The sequence below is a fragment of the Pseudomonas sp. BR20 genome, from assembly GCF_050780135.1.
In the GTDB taxonomy this organism is placed as follows: Bacteria; Pseudomonadota; Gammaproteobacteria; order Pseudomonadales; family Pseudomonadaceae; genus Aquipseudomonas.
The window spans coordinates 377,761-399,602 of the sequence record NZ_CP172012.1 but is presented as its reverse complement, the minus strand read 5'-3'; the positions used below and the strand labels follow the sequence as shown (position 1 = coordinate 399,602).

The following is a 21,842-nucleotide window of genomic DNA, read 5'->3' as shown; positions in this document are numbered from 1 at the left end:
CAAGTTTATCCGCCAACGAACCGACAACTTCGGCCTGTACCGGCGCTGCTTCTGCCGGGCCTCGCCTTTTTTCAATCTGTCGAAATCGGCCTTTTCCCAGATTTTGTGAATATGGATGCGAGCGCGTACGGAAAGTGGACAGAGGACCATGGGAATTTTTCCCATTTAACCTGGGGCTATTTTGTGCGCGCTGGGTAAAGCCCGAAACGCTCATCCTTCGCCTCAGGCCCGAGCAGGCGACACAATGATCTTCACATTGTGTTCCTTGTTTTTAACCAGCTCCTCAAAGCCCTGCCCCACGATTTCCTCCAGCTGAATGCGCCCCGTCACCAGTGGCGAGATGTCCAGCCGCCCATCCGCGATAAACGCGATCACGTCGGCGAACTCACCGTTATAGGCCAGCGCACCGAGTACCTGTTTTTCCGTGGCCACCAGCTCGAAAAAGTTGAACTCGCTGGGCTCTTCGAAGATGCCCACCAGTACGCACTTGCCGGCCTTGCGGATCAGGTCGATGGCGAGTTTGGCGGTGTGTTTGTTGCCGATGCATTCGAAACTGACATCCGCGCCGAGCCCGCCGGTGAGGCGGCGTACTTCGGCCAGGGCATCGCATTCGTTGGGGTCGAGCACATGGGTCGCCCCCACTTCCCTGGCCTTGGCCTTGCGCGCGCCGGACATTTCCAGCGCGATCACCTGCGCCGCGCCCGCCGCCTTGGCGCACATGATGGTGCACAGGCCGATGGTGCCGGCACCGACCACCACGACGTTTTGCCCGAGCAGGCTTCCGGCTTTTTTCACCGCGTGCATGCCGACGGCCAGAGGCTCGATCAGTGCACCGGCTTCAGCGGGGAAGTTCGCCGGTAGCTTGTACAGCAGGTTGGCGGGCACGTTGACCAGTTCGGCGAAGGCACCGTTGTTCATCAGGCCGGTGAAGGCCAGGTTCTCGCAAATGTTGTAGAGCCCGTGGGTGCAGTAGTAGCACGTGCCGCAGTGTTGGCAGGCATCGGCTGCCACCGGCTCGCCGACGCTGAAGCCCTGTACGCCGGCACCGAGTTCGACGATCTCGCCACAGAACTCATGACCGAGAATGCACTGGCCCTTTATCCCGGTCAGCGGGTGCGGGGCGTCGACCGGGATGAACACCGGGCCGGCCACGTACTCATGCAGATCGGAGCCGCAAATGCCACACCATTGCACGCGGATCTGCACCCAACCGGCAGGCGGCGAGACGGGCAGCGGCACGTCTTCGACGCGGATGTCGTTGCGACCATGCCAGACAGCGGCACGCATGCTGCGTTGCGAGTTGCTCGAAAGGCTCATAGCGAAGTCTCCTTGAAACGGTTGGCACTGGCGCGCCGGGTGGGTTGCAAGGGGCCAGAGCAAGGCCGGTGCCAGTTGCGCAAAAACGCCTGGACGCCCCTCTCCTAGAGCCGCCGAATGCAAACCCAAGGGTGGCCGGCATCGAGGTCAAACGAGACGCGCCATGCCAGATCGTGTGCGGTAGCGACGAGACCGTGAGACGTTGCGTCTCAGCGCAAGCCCTAATGCCAGTCAGTTAAGAAGTAGAAAGGGTAAACAGTAACCTGTGGCGAGCGGGCTTGCCCCGCGTTGGGGTGCGAAGCGCCCCTGATGAAGACGAATGGGGTGTATCAGGCACTCCTCTGCGCCTGGTCTTGGGGCTGCTGCGCAACCCAACGCGGGGCAAGCCCGCTCGCCACAGGTTGGTATGAGTGCAAGCGCCCTGTATGACGTTTTGTCAGCCGATCTGTATCTAACGCGCGCCTTTCTCCCGCCCTACCATCAAGCGCATTCAACCTGCGCAACGACGCGCTCAACCTACAGGAGTAAACCCATGCCCGAACTGTCGAGCCTGCTGGCGTACGGTCTGATTTCACTTGGGATGGTGCTGACGCCCGGCCCGAACATGATCTACCTGATTTCGCGGTCGATCTGCCAGGGGCCGCTGGCCGGGTTGATTTCCCTGGGCGGCGTGGCGCTGGGTTTCGTCGTCTATATGCTGTGCGCGGCGCTGGGTATTACCGCTTTGCTGATGGCGGTGCCGTATGCGTATGACGCGCTCAGGCTCGGTGGTGCGCTCTACCTGTTGTACCTGGCCTGGCAGGCGGTCAAGCCCGGTGGGCGCTCGGCGTTTCATGTGCGCGATTTGCCCAGGGACGGTCCCCGCAAGCTGTTCATGATGGGTTTTGTGACCAACCTGTTGAATCCGAAAGTGGCGGTGATGTACCTATCATTGCTGCCCCAATTCATCACCCCCACCGGCCACGGCAGCGTGCTGACGCAATCCATCGTGCTGGGCTTTACCCAGATCATGATCAGTGTGAGCATCAATGCGGTGATCGCCATCATGGCCGGTTCCATCGCGACGTTTCTGGCGGCCAAGCCGGTATGGCAGTTGTTACAGCGCTGGTTGATGGGGACGGTGCTGGCAGGTCTGGCGGTGCGCATGGCTTTTGATGCGCGGCGTTGAACGCGGGGCCACCGGTAACCGGTGGCCCGTTCTGTCTTTTGTGGTCAATGCTTGCGCAACGCCTCCAGCCGCGCCGGCAGGTCTTCTTCAGGGAAACGCGCGTGCAACGCCAGCAGTTTTTCATCCGCGGCTTTGCTTTGACCCGCTTCACGCAAGCGCACTATCGCCTGTAATTCTTGCTCCAGCGACGGCAACGCTGACGGCGCGCGCTTGCTGAGTCTGGCGTTCGATTCATCTGCCATCGCACCTGCAATTTCAGCCTGAACCGGCGCACTTTCAGCCTTGGGCGCGGCGGCTATGCGCGCCATTGGCGCAGGTGCGGACAACGCTTGCGGCGCCGGGCGGGCGGCTTCCTCGTGCATAGCGGAGAAGGTCGCGGTGGAGATTTCGGGTTGCGGCACTGGCGAGCGCGTGACCACGCCGATCATCAGCGCCAAGCCGGCCACGGTGGCGAATGCCATTTGCCAGCGCGGACGTTGGCAGGCTTGCAGCCAGCGTTGCCACAGGCTCGGTGGCGGCGCCGGGGCTTCGCGGCGGGCGGCGTTGAGGATGAAGGCGTCGAGGGACGCGGGCGGCTCGCCGGTGCTGTGTTGACGGTAATGCTGGATCAGCACGTCGTCGGAGTCGGGAGTGTGTCGGGAGTCGGTCATGCGAGTATCTCCTCGGCCAGCAGGCGGCGCAGTTTCTGCTGGGCGTAACGCAGGCGGCTTTTTACGGTTTCCAGCGGGGCGCCGGTGAGGGCGGCGATTTGCGGCACTTCGAGGTCGCCGTGCAGGCGCAGCAGGAAGACTTCGCGCTGGTCTTCGGGCAAGTCTTGCAAGGCGGCGTCGAGGCGCGCCTGGTCGCGGCTCAGGCTCAGCTGTTGCTCAGGGCCGGCGCTGTCGTCGGCCTGGGCGTGCAGTTGCTCATCGTAGCTGTCGTGCAGCGGGTTGTGGATGCCGTGCTTGCGCCAATGGTCGATCAGGCGGTTGCGAGCAATCTGGAACAGCCATGTACGAAAGCTCGCCCGGCCTTGCGGCTGGGTGCTGCTGCGGATCAGGCTGAGCCAGGCCTCCTGGTAGATTTCCTCGGCCAGTTCAGCCTTGTTGCTCAGGGACACGAGGAAGCGGTAGAGGCCTTGGCGATGCCGCGCGTACAAGGCTTCGAACGCGGCGGCATCACCGGCGCGGTAACGGGCCAGCAGCGATTCGTCGCTGGGTGGGTCATCTGGAACAGCCATGTAGGGGGCGAACTCCTTTTATAAATTTAACGCTGTTCATGTGTGGGAGGGGGCCTGCTCCCGATGGCGGTGTATCAGTAACAGATGTATTGACTGGCCCACTGCCATCGGGGGCAAGCCCCCTCCCACATTTGATCCGTGTCGTGGTCGAGATCAAGGTTTCAGGCTTTGGGCCAGTTCCACCAGTTGCACGAACTCGTTGCGCAAACCAAAGGGGTCATCGCCCCGGGCCGAGCGGGCCAGTGCGGCAGTGTCCTTCAAACTCATGCTGCCAGTGTAGCGGCCATCGCCCTTGAGCTGTTGGGCGAAGGCGGCCACCGCCGCCGAGAAGCGCAGGTCGTCGCTGGCCTGGGTGACTTCCTTGCTGATGGGCCGTTCGATCAAGCGGCTATCACCGCCCGTGGCAGGCTTGTAGCGCACACGTAACATCGCCAGCTCATTGGCACCGCCTTCAGCGGCGGGCGCGCGGGTGTAGCGCAAGGGCTCCAACCAGCCCTTCTCGCCCGTCGGCACAATTTCATACAGCGCGGTCACGGTATGCCCTGCGCCGATCTCGCCGGCATCGACTTTGTCGTTGTTGAAATCCTCACGCTTGAGGGCGCGATTTTCATAGCCCAGCAGTCGATACTCGCTGACCTGTGCCGGATTGAATTCCACCTGCAACTTCACATCCCGCGCGACCACCGCCAGGGTTGAACTGAGCTGATCCACCAGCACCTTGCGGGCTTCGCGCAGGTTGTCGATATAGGCGTAATTGCCATCGCCGGCATCGGCCAGTTGCTCCATCAGGTGTTCGTTGTAGTTATCCACACCGAAGCCGAGGGTGGTCAGGGACACGCCGCTTTTACGCTGCCGGGCGGCCATTTGCTTGAGGCTATCGAAGTCGCTGACGCCCACATTGAAGTCACCGTCGGTGGCCAGCAGGATGCGGTTGATGCCCTTGTCGATAAAGCCTTCGCGGGCCATCTGGTAGGCCAGTTCGATGCCGGATGCGCCTGCCGTGGACCCGCCGGCGGTGAGTTGATCAATGGCATTGCGGATCTTGGCCTTGTCGCGACCTGACGTAGGCTTGAGCACCACGCGGGACTCACCGGCATACACCACCAATGAAACCCGGTCCTGATCACGCAACTGGTCCACCAGCAATTTCAGGGTGCTTTGCACCAACGGCAAGCCTTCGCGGCGATCCATGGAGCCGGACACGTCCACCAGGAACACCAGGTTGGCCGGCGCCAGGTCCGCCACGGCGCGGTCGGACGCCTTGATGCCGATGCGCAGCAGTTGGGTGTGCGGGTTCCAGGGTGTGGCGGCGACTTCGGTGGTCACGCCAAACGGTGAGCCGTCGGTGGGCAAGGCGTAGTGGTAGGGGAAGTAGTTGACCATTTCCTCCAGTCGCACAGCACCCTCGGGCGGCAGGCTGCCTTGGTTGAGGAAGCGTCTGACGTTGGCGTAGCTGCCCGTGTCGACATCCACACTGAAGGTGGACACCGGCGTTTCAGCCACGCGATGCACCGGGTTGTCCGGCAGGTTGGCGTATTGCTCGCGGGGCTCACTGCGGTAGTCCATCGCCGCTGATTCCTGCATGCGCATTGGCGCGGGCATTGCCATGCGTTTGACCAAGGCGCCCTGGGGTGACGCGCGTTGCAACTCGGCGACGGGCTCAGCCGGTTTGGCCAACTCGGGGGACGAAGACAGCCCGCAACCGGCCAGCGCCACCACCATGGTGACGGCAAAGCCTTGGGCGGCAGGACGCAGGAAAAGCAGAGGACGGGACATGGGCTGAACCTCGTGAATGAATGATCCGTTCACAAGGTCAGACGCAAGGTGCGGGGTGTTCGGGTTAACCCTGATTCAAATAACACAGACATTCAAATGTGGGAGGTGGCTTGCCCCCTCCCACAGTTGGTCTGTGGTGTTCTCAGAATCCGGATATCAGTCCGTGCCGTACTTCGGGTTACGCGGACCGTACAGGATCCCCGCGCGTTGGCCCGGCGACAGCAGGCGTGCGCTGGTGATGCCGGCAATCGGGTGCGCCGCATCGGTGGAGCTGTTGATCACTTGTTTGACCGCCGCCGTGATCAGCATGCCGATCAGGCCGCCGCTGTTGTTGTTACCTTCCTCGCTGGAGGCACGCGCCGAACCGGTCCACAGGGTGGTGCCGGTGCGCAGGTCCACCAGTTTGGCCGAGGCCGTCACGGCGGTGTCGCTGGAGATCAGCATGTACTTGGTGCCGTACTCGCTGACGGTGATGTACAGCGCCGCGTCCGCGCCAAAGATGTCATGCAGCTTGGCCGGTGGCACGCCCTGGATATCGTTGGCGGTGGTCAGGCCGTTCTGGCGGAAGGTTTCGTCCACCAGGGCAATCGGCAGCACGTAGTAGCCGGCTTCGGCCAGCGGGTAGGTCACTTGCGAGACCAGGCTGTACGAGGCCTGCACTTCCGGCGACTCGTTGATCGGCGGCAGTACCAGGATCGACTTGGGCCGCGCCTGCTTGTACGCCGTGTAGTCAATGGTCTTGGGGGCTGCGCAACCGCCGAGCAAAGCCAGGGCCAGCAAGGCGCCGGTGAGTTTTAACAGGCTCATTTAGTGGCCACTCCGGTCTTGGCATTTTTCAGCAGGAAGTCCATGTACGAAGCAGACTCGGGAAACAGCGCCTTCTCGGTGCGGAACTCCTGCACCATCTGGTCATCCTTGCCCATGCTCAGGTACAGCATGCCCAGGTGCGCGTGGTAACCCGGAGGCGCCTTGCGGCCACTGGCGTTGATCTTTTGCAGATCACGCTCCAGCGCCTCGACCTGCGCTTCCTTGGGCTCGCCCTTGAAGTACTCGTAAACCTGCGGCTGGTAGCTTTCCCATTGATACAGGGGCTGGGGCGCCGTCTGGCACCCGGCGACCGCCGCGATTGCTGTCAGCATCAGCGCCAACTTCACTGCCTTGCTCATCCGTGTACTGCTCCTTGAGGGGTTGCTGATCAGTTGCGCGGGTTCCAGGCGCCGGCGTTGATGCCGTCGACCAAGCGGTTAATGGCTTCGCGCATGGCCAGGTCCAGGACCTTGCCATTGAGGGTGGAGTCGTAGCTGGCGGTGCCGCCGAAGCCGACCACTTCACGGTTGGACAGCGCGTATTCACCGGCACCCTGGGTGGAATACACCACTTCGGAGGTGCTGATGTTGACGATGTTCAACGCCACTTTGGCGTAGGCCACCTGGGTTTTGCCACGGCCGAGGATGCCGAACAGCTGCCGGTCGCCGGTCTCTTTGCGACCGAACTCGGTCACGTCGCCGGTCACCACGTAGTCAGCGCCCTTGAGCTTCTGCGCGGTGCCTTTGATCGCGGCTTCCTGGGAGATTTCACCCATGTTGTCGCGGTCCAGCACGCTGAAGCGGTTGGTCTGCTGCAGGTGGGTGATCAAGATGGTCTTGGCCTGCCCACCGAGGCGGTCGACGCCGTCGGAGAAGATGCCGCGCATGTAGCTGGAGCGGTTGTCGAACTTGCCTACGGCGATTGGCACACGCACGCCGGAATAGGCGACGTTGGCGCTGGCGACTTGTTCCACCGGCATGGCGCGGTTGCTCTCCGTGGCGCAACCGGCCACGGTCAGCAGCGCTGCGGCGGTGAGGCCCGACAGCAGGATTTTGGACAGTGTGTTCACGTAGTGCTCCTGGGGGTGATAAATCGGTAGTGGGCAACGTTAGCGAGACGGGATATCGCGCAGATCATCGACGATGTCGCGGCTCAACACGCCGGTATAAAAACGCTCGACGCTCGAGTTACCGGAGTTGGTGATGATGCCGCCCATGGTCTTCCATTTTTGCGCTTCACCCATCACGCCGGCAGGCACAAGGTTGTTACGCGTCTTGGCAAAATGCAGGACCTCGCCAGCCCCCTTCCTGACCTTGACCCGATAACTGAAATCGACAGCGGCCAGAATGGTGTTGTCATCAACGATCAACGTCGAGAGGCCGCCTTTGGAGTCCGGGATATGGCGCGTATAGACGATGCTGACATCCAGCAGGTAATCGGCCTTTTCCTTGCTGGTTGCATAGCGCTTGGCGCTGAGCAGGCGGTCGACCAGATCGACACCGAGTTGCTGGCGAACCTTGTCATCCGGCAAGAAACGCTCGTTCTTGCCCACCACCTCAACATCAAACGTGTCGAGCCAGTAAGTGGCTGTCTTGGGAATGGTGACCGGCGCCGGCGAGATGTAGTACTCCGGCTTGGAGGCGCAGCCCGCCAGTAGGCAGACGCAGAGGAATACGGCAAACGCGCGCATGTCTGAATTCATCCCTGAAAAGTATCGTGCTTTAAACAATCGCGGCATTTTACGGGGTTGAGGGCGCTTCTCAAGGTGTTTCGTCGGATGCCGTGCGGTGGCGCACATTCCCTCAAGTTATGGGCGAGCAGGACGTCACGCTCAAATTCAACATGACCGCCCTCCAGGGCCATCGCGCGCTGCACCCGGCGTACGTGCCTGGTGCAGATCGTGGGCATCCCGTTCCAGAGCGATACACGGGAAGTGGTCGAGGCGCCGACGCGCAGTACGCTAGATGAAGCGGTGCAGCGCAAGTTGCTGTAACCCCGCCCTCTGTAGGAGCGAGCTTGCTCGCGAAAAACCGGAGAACACCGCAGGCATTCAACATGCCCGCGGTATCGTTGCCAGCCTCAGCTCACTTGATCAGGTCAGGTCGAGTGGTCTTGAGCATCGCTGCACTCACCGCACCCTGAACCGAACAGGTGATCATGCCATTGCTGGCCTTGGCCAGGTCACCGGGTGCGGGCTCGACCATCAAGATGCGTTCGGCGGTATCGGTGACCAGCTTGCCCGCGTTGTCATCGCCGCCTTCCGGCACCCAGGCTGATTGCTTGTGCGACCAGATCTGCGCACGCGCGTAGATACCGTTGGCTTTCTCCAACGCCGTACCCGGTACTTTACTCAGTTGTGCGTAAAGCGCGTCGGGCGCCTGCTCGGTGTAGAAACCCCAGTTGATGATGCGCGAGCCCATCAGGTCCTGGTCTTCGGCGAAAAAGCCGGTCAAGGTCATACCGTCAAGCGTCAGTGGCGTGTCGAACATCCAGCGCTGGCCCATATCGGATTTTGTGCCGCCACTGAGCGTGATCTTGCCGTTCTCCAGCTTATGGGCAACACGCTCCTTGAGCCCTGGCTGGCTTACCACCGCCAGGGAGTTCTGGTCGCAGGCGAGAAAACTTTGCAGGGCAGGCGCCGCGGCGAAGCTGCTGGTGCAGGTCGCCAGTGCAGTGAGTGAGATAAACAGACGATACAGTTTCATTGACAGCTTCCTTGGGTCCAAATAATGGGTGGGTGGGAGCGAGTTTGCTTCTGCAGTAACGGGATAAATCGGTTAACACGCATACAGGGCTTTGAGCATCATGCCGTTGGCATCAACTCACGGTGTTTGTGGCTGTTCTGAATGTGAACGGGCGCAGATTTGCTCCCACCCTTTCTCAATCGTGCCCGTGTACTTACCGCACGATGCGCCCTTTAACTGAGCGTCCATAAAGTCCTGCTCCGGCTCGACCCACAGCAGGCCAACCAGATAGGCCACCCCCGCCGCAAGCACCAGCAACGCCGATGTCCGAGTCAGCATGAATCGCAGCGTGGCCGCAGCGGTTCGAGACCGTTCAAACACATACGCGAACAACAACCCGATGCCGCCCCAGACGAAACCCGCCACGGCCGTGCCCAACCACGACGAACTAGGATCGAGGTAGGCCCAGGCCAGGGTGAATGCGGTGGCGCTGACGAACATCACCAGCAGGCAAACACCCTGCACCAACCGCCACCCCATAATCGCTAAACCTGCCATTCGCCCCCCAGGTGCCATGGGAACCTTGTACCGACACGCGCCCGAACGGCCCATGGCATAGGGCTCCTGCACTTCAATTCAAACCAACCTTGAGAGACCGCTCGGACGACCAGGAATCCTGGCCTGCCTGCAATAGCGGCGCGGCAGGAATGCGGTATTTACCGAATGCGGTGACTACGGCCTGGTCTACCTCAGCGTTGCCCGAGCTTTCGATCAGTACGATTTGCGGCACATTCGAACCCGATTTGCCTTGCACTTGCAGCGTCACCGGCTTGCTCGCACTACCGCGCTGGATTTGCTTGTTCAAGGCAATCTCGATGTCCAGTGCCGTACGATTGAGGCTCTTGCGGCTGGTGTCACCCCAGGCATCGTTGTAGCGCTGTGTCTGTTCAGGCGTCAGCACCGGCCCTTGAGCGCGAATGCGCTGAAGGCCCTTCCACGCGACATCGCCGGCATGCTGGCTGGCCTCCACGTAATACATCATTGCCCCGAACAGATCCTGCGGCCCACCGCGGCCCTCTTCCATCAATCTGGCCAAGGCAAGTTTACTTTTATCGCTGTCACTGTTGGTCAGCGCCAACTGATAAAGCCGTCGCGCCTCCACATCATTGCGCACTTGCCCGTGGCCCTCCTCGGCCATGCGCGCCAGTCTCTCGTAACCGACGCCATCCACGGCAGCGACGGACTCATAGAGCGATCTGGCCTTGGCAAAATCCTGTGGCACGCCGCCACGACCGGATTCGTACAAACTACCGAGCGCGGTCTTACAGCGCACGTTGCCGTTATCGCTGGCTTTACGAATGGACTGAACCTGATCTGCTGTGAGGCTTTTCGCGCCTTCAGATAGCATGCACTGAACGTTGGCCAGACTCTGCTCAAAGGAGCTTGGTGGCCCGGAAGCTTGACACCCTGCGACGAGGCCCGTGATTGCCAGTACAACAATTGCCTTTTTCATATGATGCATCCGTGGAGTCGGAAAATAGGGGCAGCCCGGTATTCACGCACTCGCAGGCTTACTTGAGTTCTTTCACCAAATACCCACTGGAGATCTGCGTAATACCCGTGAGCGCCCGGCGCAATGCCTCGGGGTCGGTGCGATAGGTGAGCGGCGTGTAGCCGTAGACATTCTGGCCATTGAACGGCGTGACCGCCTCGCTGGTGCGCCAGACCATTTCATCACCGCGATTCATCTGCGCCAGCACGTTGAGGGTGGGATAAATCACACTGCTGAAACCTTGAGTCAGGCGAAAGCCCCACTCGGCCACGGTCAGCTGGATCTGCGCATCGGCGGGTTCATCGTCGCCCACCACCTTGAGCGTTGAGGTCTTGCCCAGCGCGTCGATAAAGCCCTGCTTGAGCAGCACGCCTAGATCGATTTTTTCCGCCTCCATCACCGTCAGAATCGCCACGGGCGTCGGCATCTCGGCCAACTGTCCGAGCTTCATGCCGCCCGCAAAACCGGCACCGGTCAACGCCGCGGTGCCCACCTTGGATGCACCGCTGGCCATGCCAACACCCGCACCAAGCCCGGCCCCCAGGGCCGCGCCCCAGGCTTGCTCACGGCCTAAATACACCATGTTCTTTTCCCACTTCACGGGCAGGACTTTTACGGTCTTGATCTGCGCGCGGTTTTCGGGCGTCAGGGGGTGACTGACGCAACCGCCGAGGATGAGGGTGGTGAGGAGGATGAAGAGGAGGTTTTTCACGTCAGTCCTTTAATGTTTGCAGGTGTACAGCGACTGCCGGCAGAGCCTCTGGCTCGGCCGGCACCCAACGCGTTAACTCATTTGCTTTCTTTGGCAATAGTGCCCAAGGACGCATCCTTGACCAGATAACGGCCTTCCAGATCGCTCAGCACTTTGAGACTGTTGCGCGCCACGGCGAAGCCCATTTCGACTTCCTGCTTGAGGTAAACCACCTCACCGGCCTTGACGTCGATAGGCAGGTCCGCCCAGTTTTCAGCCTTGGAGCTGATCACGTGCTTGCCCGGCGTCACGAAAAAATAGATGTACTGGTTACCGCGGTTGTAACCCATCTCCGAGTCGGCTTCCTTGTCATCCAGGAACACGTTGAACCGTACCAGCATCCCGACGTTGCTAGGGCGTACGACATACACCAAGCCTTTATCGGCCACAGCAGCCTTGGGCAGCGAATAGCTTGCCACGTCAGCCTGCATCTTCTCCACCGACGGCGTCGAAGAACAGCCAAACAGTGTGGCCAGGGACAGAAGGACAGCAGCTTTGCAGAACAACTTGATCATGTATTTCTTCCTTGTGGGTAGCGGTGGGGCGGTTTCGAAAATGTCGGCGAAGGCCGATTCAGATTTTTGATGCGCCTGGGCATCGCCAATATGTCGGCAGCGAATGGCATTGCATGAGGCATTGTGCCACCACCCTGATGCCTTGCGCGGTTTTGGGTGAGGGGCTTATAGTCCGGCCGTCGTCCAAATGGCGATCAGGTTTGGCGACCTGACAACAGAGTGCAAAAGCAATCCGCTTTCATGCAGGTGTTTTTGCACCCGCAAAGCCGTGCCTTTTATGGCGGCTGTGCGCGGGAGACCTTCGGGTCTGCCGGTTTACTCTGTTGCCGGTTCGCCAACCTGCGTACAGCTGCCACCCATTCGTTTGGCGACGATTGAGTGGTGGTCTCAACCACTTAACAGAGTGCCAATTATGAACCGTTACATGCCCCTGACCGGCCACGACTGCACCGTCCCCGCCCTGCTCATCGACACCCAAGCCCCCCTCGACGTCCTCCACGACGCCGCCGTGCACCGCATCCAAGCCGTCACCCAACTCCTGGAAAACCTGGCCTTCCGCGATCAGCTCAGCAGCGATGCCGTGGTGCTGCAGGACTTTGCCCATCTGCTGGCGATTCCGTTGCGTGACGGCTGTGATTTGTTGGATGTGATCAGTCGCAGGCTGAACGCCAACCCGTCTTGAGTTAAACCGGGCGGCCCGTCCAGGCCGCCCTGCTCAGGTATTGACGACGATCGTCTTGGCCAACATATCGCCCAAGCGACGACGCAGGCCGAACAGTACAAAAAGACCGTCCAGCACACTGAACACCATCTTCGGAACATTGCGCAGGAACGACTGGAACAACGTGCAGTTCATGGGGTACGGATAACCCACTACCGCCGTGCGGCACACCCGCTTGCCCAGGCTCTGGCCATTGGGCAAGGCATCGCAAAACAAGTAGTACCCGAAGGCTGAAAACAGCAGCACATAGTGGAGGGCATCAAACAATGCCGGGCCTCCTGCAGAGCCCAGATAGAAATAGGCGTAGTCCAGGTTTCGGTTCAAAAACAGCAGGAAAAGCACCACGGCCATATCGATGAAATAGCCGAGCAGGCGCTTGCCTGGGCTGGCGAGGTTCCAGGTGCCTGCGGCCGATACTGATTCGCTCATACCGTCATTTATCCAAAAGTCGAAGAGATGTCATTGAGGCCGGCACACGTTGTACATGCCCGCTCGCGTCCATACGCGGTGGCTTTAACCTCATGGCATTTGTGGCTGTTCTGAATGTGAACGGGCGCAGATTTGCTCCCACCCTTTCTCAATCGTGCCCGTGTACTTACCGCACGACGCGCCCTTTAACTGAGCGTCCATAAAGTCCTGCTCCGGCCCGACCCACAGCAGGCCAACCAGATAGGCCACCCCGGCCGCAACCACCAGCAACGCCGATGTCCGAGTCAGCATGAATCGCAGCGTGGCGGCGGCGGTTCGAGACCGTTCAAACACACACGCGAACAACAACCCGATCCCACCCCAGACGAAACCCGCCGCGGCCGTGCCCAACCAAGACGAATCACGATAGAGGTAGGCCCAGGCCAGCATGAACGCGATGGCGCTGACGCACATCAGCAGCAGGCACAGCCACTGGGCGATCCGACAGCCGATACTCGAAAGGCTCATGGAAACGTCGTCCCGATACGCGCTCGTTCATTCGAGAACCAGATGCCGGTGACCTTGCCCACCACATCCTCAAGCGCAACCTGGCCCATGAAGCGGCTGTCGTTGCTGACATCACGGTTGTCGCCCAACAGGTACACATGCCCCGGCGCTACCTGGAGTGGCGCCAACTCAAGGGAGTAGTCCTTTTTGACGCGCTCAGCCGGTGCGTGAAACAAACCCAGGTTCTCACCGTTGCGGATAACCTCGCCATTGACGATGGCCAGAGTGTCACCACCGATTCCCGCCACCCGTTTGACCGCCTCGGTGCCATTCCAGCGATACACCACGATATCCCCCACTTTGGGCACGCCAGCCCGCAGGTCCGACATGATGTAGTCGCCAATCGACAACGTCGGAACCATCGACCCCGATGGAATGTAATAGTTTTTGAAGCCCAACCACGGCACCCGAAAGACGTCCAGCGTCAGCACCAGGATCACCACCACGCCGACGTAAAGAGCGTGGAAGCGTTTACGCGGCACATTGGGCGGACCGCTGTAGCGACGGGCCAACACGGCGGACACGATGGCAGAGGTCAGTTTGACCGTGATGACGAAAGCGAAGAATGCATACAGCCCAAGGGGCGTAGTGACCAACCCCAAGGCGCCCATCAGCGCGACCCCGCCGAGCAACAACGCTGCGACCCGGATACCCCACTGCGTGCGGCCTACATACACCAAACCCCAGCCGGGGATGAGGCAGGCCATCAGGAAGGCCTGGAGGGAGAATTTTGCGGGTTTCATTGATCGTCCTTAATGCAAATGCTGGCGCCGCGCATATTACTGCTGGGCTCGCCAATCCACATAACCTTTAATCGCTGTTAACTGGCTAAGGATTGTGACGGTGGTCTGCCCCTGATTTCCCTTTCTCCATAATCATTAATCAACTGTAAGCCATTATTCTTTTTTCTAAGAAATCGATAAAATTTTTCGCGTACACACTAGAAGCTTGATTAGAAAGATCAAGCCTATAAACAGGATACTCCCCATCATTAAGACCATCGTCCGTGGCAAAATAAAATGATCCCCCTGTCCCCGGCGCTTCACAGATAAATAGCCTCTCCTTCCCACACAACCCATTTCGACCGTTAACGATTGACATATAAACGATATCACCACCATTTACACTGTCAAAATCCATTTCGCAAATACTATAAATCTCCTCCCCAGATATTTCCCCGCCAGAATAACACTTCAGCCACCATTTATAGCTATCAGGCAGTTTCAACCCAAGACGAGTTTCAGCTTTATAAATCCACTCATCAGCAATCCCGTCACCATAATCAGAAAACTCAACGAATTCCGACTCTCCAATAAGATTAATTATTCTCGAATAATCCACGCCTAATTACTCCCCGCTCCGAGCCCGCAACGTCCAACAATCCGACTGAGAAGAGTTAAATTCTTTGGCCTGCTTTGTCAAAGTTTTTGCATTCAAATCCGTAGGAACTGAAACAGGGGAAATAGGGCTCAGACCATCATTAAAGCGTGGTCTGATTCCGATTTCGGGACCCCAATTTCGTGCCAAAGGTAAATTAAAAGCCATGCGAATTAAACTTGTAAAACTATCCACTTCACCTCAAAATCAACTAACTGAGCCTGAAGACCTGCCTCACGCTCGAACCAATATTCAAACCCTTCAATATCACCTTTTTTCAAGTAAAGATAATACCCACCAGTATCGCCATCACGGTCGTCCGCAACAACAATTTCCCAGCCAGAATATTCGCCAGTGACAACAACACCCTTCCGAACGATAGACATATTCATATTTTAGTCTGCATAGGGAACATGATTGTTAGAAGCAGGGAAATAGAGGTCAAACCACCATTAATGTAACCGTGGTCTGCCCCCTATTTTCATTGACTAAATTCCAATACAAACCCCAACAAATAAATAACAAAAGACACGCACGCCAGTGATGCCCGCCCCACAGGGCTTGCATCTTTGCCTAAACCACCTGGACCTATAGAGATCCAGCCGCCTCTCAGATATGCAAACACAGCTTGCCCAAACCACAACTGAAGCATCAGAGCGCTGAAAAATGGCCTTGCATCGCCCCAAAAACGAAGAAAACAATTGAGTAACGCGGCGATCAACAACAATGCCCCCAATAGATACCGGTATTTGTACAAAGCCGACTTCATACTAATTTCCCTTGAAAGCACCAATATCCCTTTCGGCCAGTTCATCTCAGACTTTAGCAACACCCAGTGCATTGGATACTCTCGCAGCCTCACTGACAGGAATACCTTTACAGCGGCTGCGCCTCCCGTCGTGAATACTGCTATGCCACCCATGGCCGTTCCAACATCGGAGACTATCTTGGCATCGGCCGCTTTTATCCATTTCAACGTATTGGCATCAACCAGATCGATATTGGCACCCGATGAAATACACTCTGCCGTACCGCAGCAGAAATAGGGGGCAAACCGCCAATATACATTGGTGCACTAATCGTGGCCTGATCCCTATTCCAACATTAACCCCTTAAAATTTCAGAGACTTAAGCATAGCCGCATATAAAAATCACGAAAAATAATCCAAAAAAATGGATTTTTAAAGAGCATCAATAACTACAGTAATTACGCCCGCCACGCCACCAAGAAAATTTTCCCGCTTATTTGGAAACTTTATAAAAATGTGGTCTGCCCCCCGACTTCTGATTTCTCGACCTATCAACTAGAAAAAGACACCGACGGGCGACTTTCCGTTAGTAAAGTGCCTCATTCAACAGCTCAAGCCATAAAGCGGAAGCATCCGCCTTAATTCCAAGAGTCACTAAGCGCAAAGAAAACTCCTGCACGCCGGATTCTGGTTCTTCCTCATAATCCATTGAGACCTCATGCAAATTGCCCGCGACGATAATCAGTTGTTCAAAAGAGTCTGCCATTGGCCGCAAACTCAATTTATGACCAGAACTTATATCCAAGAAGTAGGCCCTGCTGTTATTACTGGAGTCTTTTCGCCCTAAACAAATAATATTGGCTTCCCAACGTGCAACCTCAACAATTTCGTTATCATTGTAAAATGTAAGCCATGGATTTTCAGGGCTTCTGTTTGCCTCTATCAGGACTGACGATAACTCGCGCCGCCCGTAAGGTACTGGCCATAAATTCAATTGGCCGATTGAAACGCCGAGCACTTGCACGCGCTCAAGCAACACCAGATAGTCATCAGGAAAATGTTGTCCATCCTCCCTCAGCGAGGACAAATAATTCTTTGAGTAACCAGGAGAACACAGCTTTATTTCTGAGGCAATGACGGAAAACCTGGCAGCCATTTTTTCGGAATATTTTATTAGTCCATCTAAATCATTAATCATCACGTGACCTATTGACCTGAATGTTCGGGATGCCAAATACCCCATCCCGGTTGCTTACTATGAACCGAGCTAGGGAGCGGAATCGCGTTTTTACCATAGTCCAAATGGTGGTGAATAATGGTTTCATCAAGAAAAGACTGATGTTCCGGAAATTTATCCACCCAATGCTGATCGACCACTGGAGACTGCTTTGCCTCAATACGGAGTAAGTTTTGTGGACTAAGGGTATCACCGTAGTTATTTTTCCACTCCGCCCAGAATTGTTTGGAGTTCCGAACGCCTCCATCCATCGTTTTTGGACCGGACGTAAATAAAGATGAGTCAATCGCCATCGGCCCTTGACCTTTAATGGGATCGATTCGAATGAAATAAGGGCTACCTACTACCTGAGGAGGAAGAAAAACACCTTCAGCACCAAGGCTACCCTTGGCGAAATTTGGGCCTGCTTGCAGAACGTTTCTATCAACCAGAATGCCGAGCTCTGCGTCGGGTATTGCCCCAACCACGCTCTCATTTTTGGGTATCGTCACCTTCGTGCTGCCAGCGACTGACTGTCCCTTAAACAAACTTGGCAACCCCGCAGCCGACGCGTTCAAAAGCCCAAGAAAAATGTTCTTGGTACCGTCACCCGCATCACCGTTGCTGGCCTGTACTCCACCATAAGTGATCTGCAATATCCCACTTTCAGCAGTCACCAACCGTATTGCCAAGCCTACCGACCCGCCCAATGCATACAAGGCAGGAGTGCCAACTGCAGCTTCTGCCTGATAGTTCTGTTCGAAGCGCCATATATGTTGCGCTTCGCGGTAAAGCTGTTCGTTTTCGCTAGGAGAGCGGTTCATCTGCGCCGACAGATCGCCGGGATAGAGCCGTTCCAGGGAAGCGTCTTTGATGGAATTCCCAGCTGCGTACGCCACATCGTTGCTTTGCCGCAGAGGACCGGGTCGCATAAGCGCGTAGATGCGACGAGCTGCCTCATCCTTCCCGTACGCCACAACGAGTGCGTTTGCGTAATCCGCGAGATACGCCTGCGCCGCGGCTTTATCGGCAGCCGACATCGAGTCTGGGTTGCGGCGCAGGCGCTCAACCAAAGCATCTGAAATCTGATCTTGTTGATCGAGCGCAATCAGCGTCTTTGCGTCCTCGGAGGTGTACTTGTTGCGTTTGATCGCATCGCGAGCCTTTTGAAGCAAAGATTCGTTGGCTGGACTCAAAAGGTTATTTTCAACCGCATTCTTCCCAACCTGCGCGGCTGCCACCGCATTCAGCGCGTCCTTGCCAACCAACGATCCGGAGAGCCCAGCCGCCAGGGTCGAGAGACTGGAAATTGTCTGCTTTTGCGCTTCGGACAGGTTTTCGTTACTGACTCCGCCATACAGACTTTCTTTGATCAGCTGTGCGGTTTTCTCCGCCACCACGGCCCCGGCTGCCCCTGCCAGCGCGGAGTTACCACCGGCCCGCGCCAACACCGCACCCAGCACGGCGTGAGCCATCAAGTTGGCGTTCGGGTCGCCCTCGGTCATCTGCTTGACCGTTTGCGCCAGATACGGCGCCGCCGCCCCTGCCAACGCACCACCAACGCTGCCCCCCATCGCCGCTTGCACCACGGCAGTCACCGCCTGGCTGGCCTTCTGGAAGCTGCTGCCAACGCCATAATCCTGCTGGGCTTGCTGGCTGATCTGAGCTGGCGTCGGGTTGGCAACCCCATTCGCCACGAGTTTCTCTCTCGCCGCCTTGCTGACTTCACTGTTGGGGTCGTTAGCCGCTTTGATTCTCGATGCAGCAATGGCGTCGCCAATCCCTTTGGTCAACTCCATCGAACTCTTGATCAGATCCATGCGTTCCTGCATGGCCTTTTCATCAGGCTTGTCGAGACGTTGGTTGGCGTTGGCGGTGTCGCGGTTAAGGCCAACCAGGTCACCCGTACCCTCAGGGTTACGCACCACGATCGTGCCTTCGCTGACGGCACTGCGCGTGTAGCTGTGGTCCGAATCGTTCAGCGACATTCCATACAAGGCACCCGGCGTGAGGGTACTCGCGCCGCTACTGTAGGAACCGGAGACGCTGACGCCGGCCGATTGGCTCTTGATCTCGCTCTTGTTCTTGATGTCACTGACCAGCAACCGATCGGTGAGCAGCAGGTTCCTGTCGGCCGCAGCCTCGCTGGCAATCACCGCACCTTGCAGGGTGGTGTTTTTGGCCACATCGATGGTGTAGCCACCCTTACCGGCAAAAAAGCCGCTCTGGTCGGTAACCGCCTGGTAGTCGCTGTTCATCTTCGAAGCCGCCAGGTTCGCCGACGCGGTTACCGGGGAGCCATAACAGATCGGCGGAATGCAGATGCTCGCACCGAAGCCCGCGCTGTTCTGCTTGCTCTTGGACGTTTCGGTGTCTTGGCGCGACAGGATGTTGAGGTTGCCGCCGATGTTGGCATCGATACGCTCAGCGCGTACCTGCGCCCCGATCAGGCTGGTGTCCTGGCCGCTGCGCAGCACCAGCGACCCGGTGTCCAACGTGGTGTTGACCTGGGTAACCGAGCCACCCGAGCCAAGGTTCTTGGCGGTTTGTGCACCGAGGTCGATGGTGAAACCGTTTTGCTCGCCTATGTTGAAGCTGGCACCGGTAGCGGTCCTGTTGCGTGAACCGTCGTTTTTGCGGTCGGTGGTGTTCTGTGCGCTTTGCATCAGGATGTTGTTTTTCGCGGACAGCAACGTGCTGTCGGCTTTCAACGTACTGCCGGTAATCGTCAAGTCACCCACAGTGCCCGGCGCGTCGCCCGCAGCGATGATCGACAGTTTGCCCCCGGCGTTGAGGTTGCTCTGGTGAGCGGTCTGCGCCGTGTATTCGCTGCTGCTTTTGGTACGGGTGTTGGCCAGTTCGGTACCGATCTTGATCAGCGACCCGTTGCCAGCAGAGCCACCGGTCTTGTCCTTGAAGCCAGTACTTTGTTTAGCGAGATCGCCCGCCTGGTTATTCAGGTTGTACATCGACAGCGCCGCCTGGGCGATCTTCACGGCCTTGAGGCGCGGGTCGTCGGAGCTGCGCGCCGCCTCGGCTGCGTCGCGGATGCTGTTGGCGGTGTCGACCACGGTGCCCGCGATCACGCGCCCAACCGCCAAGCTCTTGGAACTGTCCTTACTGGTCTGACTGGCCGTCTCCATCCCCGAAGTAACGGTGACATCAGCCCCACTCAACTCCATGTTCTTGGTGCTCACCAGATCACTGGCCACCACCTTCAACTCACGCCCCGCCGTCAACGACACATTGCCCGCGCTCGAGCCAATCGTGCTGCCGGTCAAGGTCATTTCATTGGCCGTGCCGTTGTGCTTCGAGCTGTTGATGTACAGCTTCTGGTTGCCGGTCATGTCGTCCAGACCGAGCTTGTTGCCGGTCAGCACGCCGGTGAGGTCGCGATTTTTTTCCTTGTGCATGTCGGTGCGGGCGAAGGTGTTTTGCGCCGCGTCGATGGTCAGGTCGCGGCCGGCCTGGACGGCGAGGTCGCCGGTGCTGACCAGGGACGAGCCGGTGACCGTGGCATCGCGCTTGGCGGCGACGGTGACGGTTTCGCCGGAGACCATGCTGCCCATGGCGGTGGTGCGTTTTTCGTCGACTTTGTCCTGGACTTTGCTCGACTTGAGGCCGCCCCAACTGCTTTTGCTTTCCTTGCGTTCGTGACGGGCGCTGTCGGCGTTGCTGACGGCGAGGATGTTCACGTCCTGGCCGGCCACCAGTTGCGTGGCGCCTTTTTCAGCAGTGACGGCACTGCCGGCCAGCAGCAGGTCTGCACCGGCGACGACTGTGCTGTTCGTCCCCGCGCTGACCAGGCTGCCAACGTTGTTGACGACGTCGGTTTCGTCGAGGCGGAATTTTTTGCCCTGGGAGGTTTTCTTGGTCTTGCTGTAGAAGCTGTAGTCCTGATTTTCGGCGGCTTTGAGCTCGAGGTTTTTACCGGATACCAGGTAGGCCTCGTTGCCGGCATTGACCTGACTGGCGACCAGTTGCAGGTTCTGCCCGGCACTCAGGGTGGCGTCGCCGCCGGCCTTGATGACGCTGGACACTTGCTGCACGTGGTCTTCGATGCTCTTGACCTTTTTCGTGTTGCCCGTGGAGTGTTGCTCGTTGGCTGCCGCGATGGCGTTGAGGTCGCGGGTGGCAATCAGGTTGACGTCGCGTTTGGCATTGACCTGGCTGGCCACGGCGCTGATGTCGCGCCCGGCGATCACATGCAAGTCGCGGCCAGCGTCGACCACAGAGCCCTGTTGGGCGATGGTGGTGAAGCTGGAACGGTTGCCGATGGCGCCGCTGTCGAGGCTTTTTGAAGCGGTGATGTTGACGTCGCCCGCCGCCTTGACTGTGGTGTCGGCACCGCTCTTGAGCACGCCGCCGACGTTGTTGACGTTGCCGCCAGCCTGCATGGCCAAATCGTTGGCCGATTCGATGCGCGCGGCGCTGTCGACGAAGTCGCTGCGTTCGGTGCGGTAGTTGCTGGCGCTTTCGTGGGTGGTGACGCTGCGTTCGTTGAGCAGGTCGGCCCCGGCGGCGAGGTTGACGTTGCCTGCGCTGATCACACCGCCTGCGCGGTTGGTCAGGTTGTTGCCGCTGAGGAGGTCGAGGCGCCCACCGGCTTCCATCAACCCACTGTTGGTGAGGTTGCCGCCGACGTTCGCCAGCAGGCTGCCGGTAGCGCGCAAGGTGCCGGCGTTGTTGAGGTTGCTGCCAGTGATCAGGCTGACGTCGCTGCCGGAAATCAATGCACCGTTGGGTGCCAGGCGGTTGTTCGCCTGGGCCAGGTACAGCACCGGCACCAGCACTTGTTGGCCGGCGACGGTGGCGTTTTCCAGCCACACGATGTCGTGGGTCAGGGCGCCGACTTGCTGGTTGGTGAGGGGATACCCCGAGGCTCAGGCGCAGGGCGTCTTTGCTGGCGAGGAAGTTGTCCATCAGGTAGCGGAATTGGTCGGCGTCGCTGTAAAGGCCGCCGGCGAGGAAGCGTTGGCCTTTTGATGCCTTGCGCGTTTTTACGCCAAGGACTT

General features: G+C 58.4%; 22 protein-coding genes and 2 pseudogenes. 2 read left to right on the top strand and 22 right to left on the bottom strand.

The window, feature by feature from the left end; all coding sequences use genetic code 11:
• Window positions 1-222: 222 nt before the first annotated feature.
• The gene (locus ACHPFG_RS01795; RefSeq protein ID WP_431703427.1) at window positions 223-1,287 is read right to left on the bottom strand and encodes a 2,3-butanediol dehydrogenase; all 1,065 of its coding nucleotides are present in this window, start codon (window positions 1,285-1,287) and stop codon (window positions 223-225) included.
• Window positions 1,288-1,849: 562 nt separating this feature from the next.
• Here ACHPFG_RS01795 and ACHPFG_RS01790 point away from each other — a divergent pair.
• Complete coding sequence (locus tag ACHPFG_RS01790; protein ID WP_431701450.1) at window positions 1,850-2,485, top strand: LysE family translocator; 636 nt, start codon at window positions 1,850-1,852, stop codon at window positions 2,483-2,485.
• A gap of 44 nt (window positions 2,486-2,529) precedes the next feature.
• On the opposite strand, the gene ACHPFG_RS01785 is transcribed toward ACHPFG_RS01790, so the two are convergent.
• From ACHPFG_RS01785 to ACHPFG_RS01730, 12 genes are all read right to left on the bottom strand, one after another.
• Window positions 2,530-3,135 carry a hypothetical protein gene (locus ACHPFG_RS01785; RefSeq protein ID WP_431701449.1) on the bottom strand — a complete coding sequence of 202 codons (606 nt, stop codon included), beginning with the start codon at window positions 3,133-3,135 and terminating at the stop codon, window positions 2,530-2,532.
• A complete protein-coding gene (locus ACHPFG_RS01780) occupies window positions 3,132-3,704 on the bottom strand; it encodes an RNA polymerase sigma factor (protein ID WP_431701448.1) in 573 nt (190 codons plus the stop codon). The genes ACHPFG_RS01785 and ACHPFG_RS01780 overlap by 4 nt, the downstream gene beginning before the upstream one ends.
• Window positions 3,705-3,857: 153 nt before the next feature.
• A complete protein-coding gene (locus ACHPFG_RS01775; protein ID WP_431701447.1) occupies window positions 3,858-5,480 on the bottom strand; it encodes a vWA domain-containing protein in 1,623 nt (540 codons plus the stop codon).
• Window positions 5,481-5,636: 156 nt separating this feature from the next.
• On the bottom strand, window positions 5,637-6,287 hold the full coding sequence (locus ACHPFG_RS01770; protein WP_131697032.1) for a DUF799 domain-containing protein: 651 nt from the start codon (window positions 6,285-6,287) through the stop codon (window positions 5,637-5,639).
• Window positions 6,284-6,646 (bottom strand): DUF4810 domain-containing protein, encoded by a 363-nt coding sequence (locus ACHPFG_RS01765; protein WP_145335732.1) that lies wholly within the window; start codon window positions 6,644-6,646, stop codon window positions 6,284-6,286. Before ACHPFG_RS01765 ends, ACHPFG_RS01770 begins: the two co-directional genes overlap by 4 nt.
• A 29-nt stretch (window positions 6,647-6,675) precedes the next feature.
• The gene (locus ACHPFG_RS01760) at window positions 6,676-7,356 is read right to left on the bottom strand and encodes a CsgG/HfaB family protein (protein WP_027608087.1); all 681 of its coding nucleotides are present in this window, start codon (window positions 7,354-7,356) and stop codon (window positions 6,676-6,678) included.
• 39 nt (window positions 7,357-7,395) lie between these two features.
• Window positions 7,396-7,977, bottom strand: a complete 582-nt coding sequence (locus ACHPFG_RS01755) for a hypothetical protein (protein ID WP_184745660.1) — start codon at window positions 7,975-7,977, stop codon at window positions 7,396-7,398.
• Window positions 7,978-8,371: 394 nt separating this feature from the next.
• Window positions 8,372-8,992 (bottom strand): hypothetical protein, encoded by a 621-nt coding sequence (locus ACHPFG_RS01750; protein WP_431701446.1) that lies wholly within the window; start codon window positions 8,990-8,992, stop codon window positions 8,372-8,374.
• A gap of 117 nt (window positions 8,993-9,109) precedes the next feature.
• A complete protein-coding gene (locus ACHPFG_RS01745; protein ID WP_237683132.1) occupies window positions 9,110-9,529 on the bottom strand; it encodes a hypothetical protein in 420 nt (139 codons plus the stop codon).
• A gap of 73 nt (window positions 9,530-9,602) precedes the next feature.
• A complete protein-coding gene (locus ACHPFG_RS01740; RefSeq protein WP_167656010.1) occupies window positions 9,603-10,484 on the bottom strand; it encodes a tetratricopeptide repeat protein in 882 nt (293 codons plus the stop codon).
• A 58-nt stretch (window positions 10,485-10,542) separates the two neighbouring features.
• Entirely contained in the window at window positions 10,543-11,235 is a 693-nt protein-coding gene (locus tag ACHPFG_RS01735) for a hypothetical protein (protein ID WP_167656011.1), read from the bottom strand.
• Window positions 11,236-11,312: 77 nt separating this feature from the next.
• Window positions 11,313-11,705, bottom strand: coding sequence for a DUF2846 domain-containing protein (locus ACHPFG_RS01730; RefSeq protein ID WP_205885720.1), 393 nt, complete (start codon window positions 11,703-11,705; stop codon window positions 11,313-11,315).
• Window positions 11,706-12,213: 508 nt separating this feature from the next.
• Between ACHPFG_RS01730 and ACHPFG_RS01725 the strand changes: the two genes are divergently transcribed.
• Window positions 12,214-12,471, top strand: a complete 258-nt coding sequence (locus ACHPFG_RS01725) for a hypothetical protein (protein ID WP_145336111.1) — start codon at window positions 12,214-12,216, stop codon at window positions 12,469-12,471.
• Window positions 12,472-12,504: 33 nt separating this feature from the next.
• On the opposite strand, the gene ACHPFG_RS01720 is transcribed toward ACHPFG_RS01725, so the two are convergent.
• From ACHPFG_RS01720 to ACHPFG_RS01680, 9 genes and pseudogenes are all read right to left on the bottom strand, one after another.
• On the bottom strand, window positions 12,505-12,939 hold the full coding sequence (locus tag ACHPFG_RS01720; protein ID WP_431701445.1) for an RDD family protein: 435 nt from the start codon (window positions 12,937-12,939) through the stop codon (window positions 12,505-12,507).
• A gap of 90 nt (window positions 12,940-13,029) precedes the next feature.
• Entirely contained in the window at window positions 13,030-13,446 is a 417-nt protein-coding gene (locus ACHPFG_RS01715; RefSeq protein ID WP_431701444.1) for a hypothetical protein, read from the bottom strand.
• Window positions 13,443-14,228, bottom strand: a complete 786-nt coding sequence (lepB, locus tag ACHPFG_RS01710; protein WP_431701443.1) for a signal peptidase I — start codon at window positions 14,226-14,228, stop codon at window positions 13,443-13,445. The genes ACHPFG_RS01715 and lepB overlap by 4 nt, the downstream gene beginning before the upstream one ends.
• Window positions 14,229-14,367: 139 nt before the next feature.
• Window positions 14,368-14,826, bottom strand: a complete 459-nt coding sequence (locus ACHPFG_RS01705; RefSeq protein WP_431701442.1) for an SMI1/KNR4 family protein — start codon at window positions 14,824-14,826, stop codon at window positions 14,368-14,370.
• A 209-nt stretch (window positions 14,827-15,035) separates the two neighbouring features.
• The gene (locus ACHPFG_RS01700) at window positions 15,036-15,254 is read right to left on the bottom strand and encodes a hypothetical protein (protein ID WP_205885713.1); all 219 of its coding nucleotides are present in this window, start codon (window positions 15,252-15,254) and stop codon (window positions 15,036-15,038) included.
• Window positions 15,255-15,343: 89 nt separating this feature from the next.
• Window positions 15,344-15,838 (bottom strand): hypothetical protein, encoded by a 495-nt coding sequence (locus tag ACHPFG_RS01695; protein WP_139237781.1) that lies wholly within the window; start codon window positions 15,836-15,838, stop codon window positions 15,344-15,346.
• A gap of 359 nt (window positions 15,839-16,197) precedes the next feature.
• Entirely contained in the window at window positions 16,198-16,812 is a 615-nt protein-coding gene (locus ACHPFG_RS01690) for a hypothetical protein (RefSeq protein WP_167656016.1), read from the bottom strand.
• 5 nt (window positions 16,813-16,817) lie between these two features.
• A pseudogene (locus tag ACHPFG_RS01685) lies at window positions 16,818-17,111 on the bottom strand (hypothetical protein); the annotation flags it as partial.
• A 906-nt stretch (window positions 17,112-18,017) separates the two neighbouring features.
• Window positions 18,018-21,816 (bottom strand): annotated as a pseudogene (locus ACHPFG_RS01680) (hemagglutinin repeat-containing protein); the annotation flags it as partial.
• Window positions 21,817-21,842 lie beyond the last annotated feature (26 nt).

What these genes read in the sequence shown, in the direction of transcription:
- ACHPFG_RS01795 (WP_431703427.1), bottom strand. Translation starts at nt 1,287, where the DNA reads ATGCGTGCCGCTGTCTGGCATGGTCGCAACGACATCCGCGTCGAAGAC.
- ACHPFG_RS01790 (WP_431701450.1), top strand. Translation starts at nt 1,850, where the DNA reads ATGCCCGAACTGTCGAGCCTGCTGGCGTACGGTCTGATTTCACTTGGG.
- ACHPFG_RS01785 (WP_431701449.1), bottom strand. Translation starts at nt 3,135, where the DNA reads ATGACCGACTCCCGACACACTCCCGACTCCGACGACGTGCTGATCCAG.
- ACHPFG_RS01780 (WP_431701448.1), bottom strand. Translation starts at nt 3,704, where the DNA reads ATGGCTGTTCCAGATGACCCACCCAGCGACGAATCGCTGCTGGCCCGT.
- ACHPFG_RS01775 (WP_431701447.1), bottom strand. Translation starts at nt 5,480, where the DNA reads ATGTCCCGTCCTCTGCTTTTCCTGCGTCCTGCCGCCCAAGGCTTTGCC.
- ACHPFG_RS01770 (WP_131697032.1), bottom strand. Translation starts at nt 6,287, where the DNA reads ATGAGCCTGTTAAAACTCACCGGCGCCTTGCTGGCCCTGGCTTTGCTC.
- ACHPFG_RS01765 (WP_145335732.1), bottom strand. Translation starts at nt 6,646, where the DNA reads ATGAGCAAGGCAGTGAAGTTGGCGCTGATGCTGACAGCAATCGCGGCG.
- ACHPFG_RS01755 (WP_184745660.1), bottom strand. Translation starts at nt 7,977, where the DNA reads ATGCGCGCGTTTGCCGTATTCCTCTGCGTCTGCCTACTGGCGGGCTGC.
- ACHPFG_RS01750 (WP_431701446.1), bottom strand. Translation starts at nt 8,992, where the DNA reads ATGAAACTGTATCGTCTGTTTATCTCACTCACTGCACTGGCGACCTGC.
- ACHPFG_RS01745 (WP_237683132.1), bottom strand. Translation starts at nt 9,529, where the DNA reads ATGGCAGGTTTAGCGATTATGGGGTGGCGGTTGGTGCAGGGTGTTTGC.
- ACHPFG_RS01740 (WP_167656010.1), bottom strand. Translation starts at nt 10,484, where the DNA reads ATGAAAAAGGCAATTGTTGTACTGGCAATCACGGGCCTCGTCGCAGGG.
- ACHPFG_RS01730 (WP_205885720.1), bottom strand. Translation starts at nt 11,705, where the DNA reads ATGCAGGCTGACGTGGCAAGCTATTCGCTGCCCAAGGCTGCTGTGGCC.
- ACHPFG_RS01725 (WP_145336111.1), top strand. Translation starts at nt 12,214, where the DNA reads ATGCCCCTGACCGGCCACGACTGCACCGTCCCCGCCCTGCTCATCGAC.
- ACHPFG_RS01720 (WP_431701445.1), bottom strand. Translation starts at nt 12,939, where the DNA reads ATGAGCGAATCAGTATCGGCCGCAGGCACCTGGAACCTCGCCAGCCCA.
- ACHPFG_RS01715 (WP_431701444.1), bottom strand. Translation starts at nt 13,446, where the DNA reads ATGAGCCTTTCGAGTATCGGCTGTCGGATCGCCCAGTGGCTGTGCCTG.
- lepB (WP_431701443.1), bottom strand. Translation starts at nt 14,228, where the DNA reads ATGAAACCCGCAAAATTCTCCCTCCAGGCCTTCCTGATGGCCTGCCTC.
- ACHPFG_RS01700 (WP_205885713.1), bottom strand. Translation starts at nt 15,254, where the DNA reads ATGAATATGTCTATCGTTCGGAAGGGTGTTGTTGTCACTGGCGAATAT.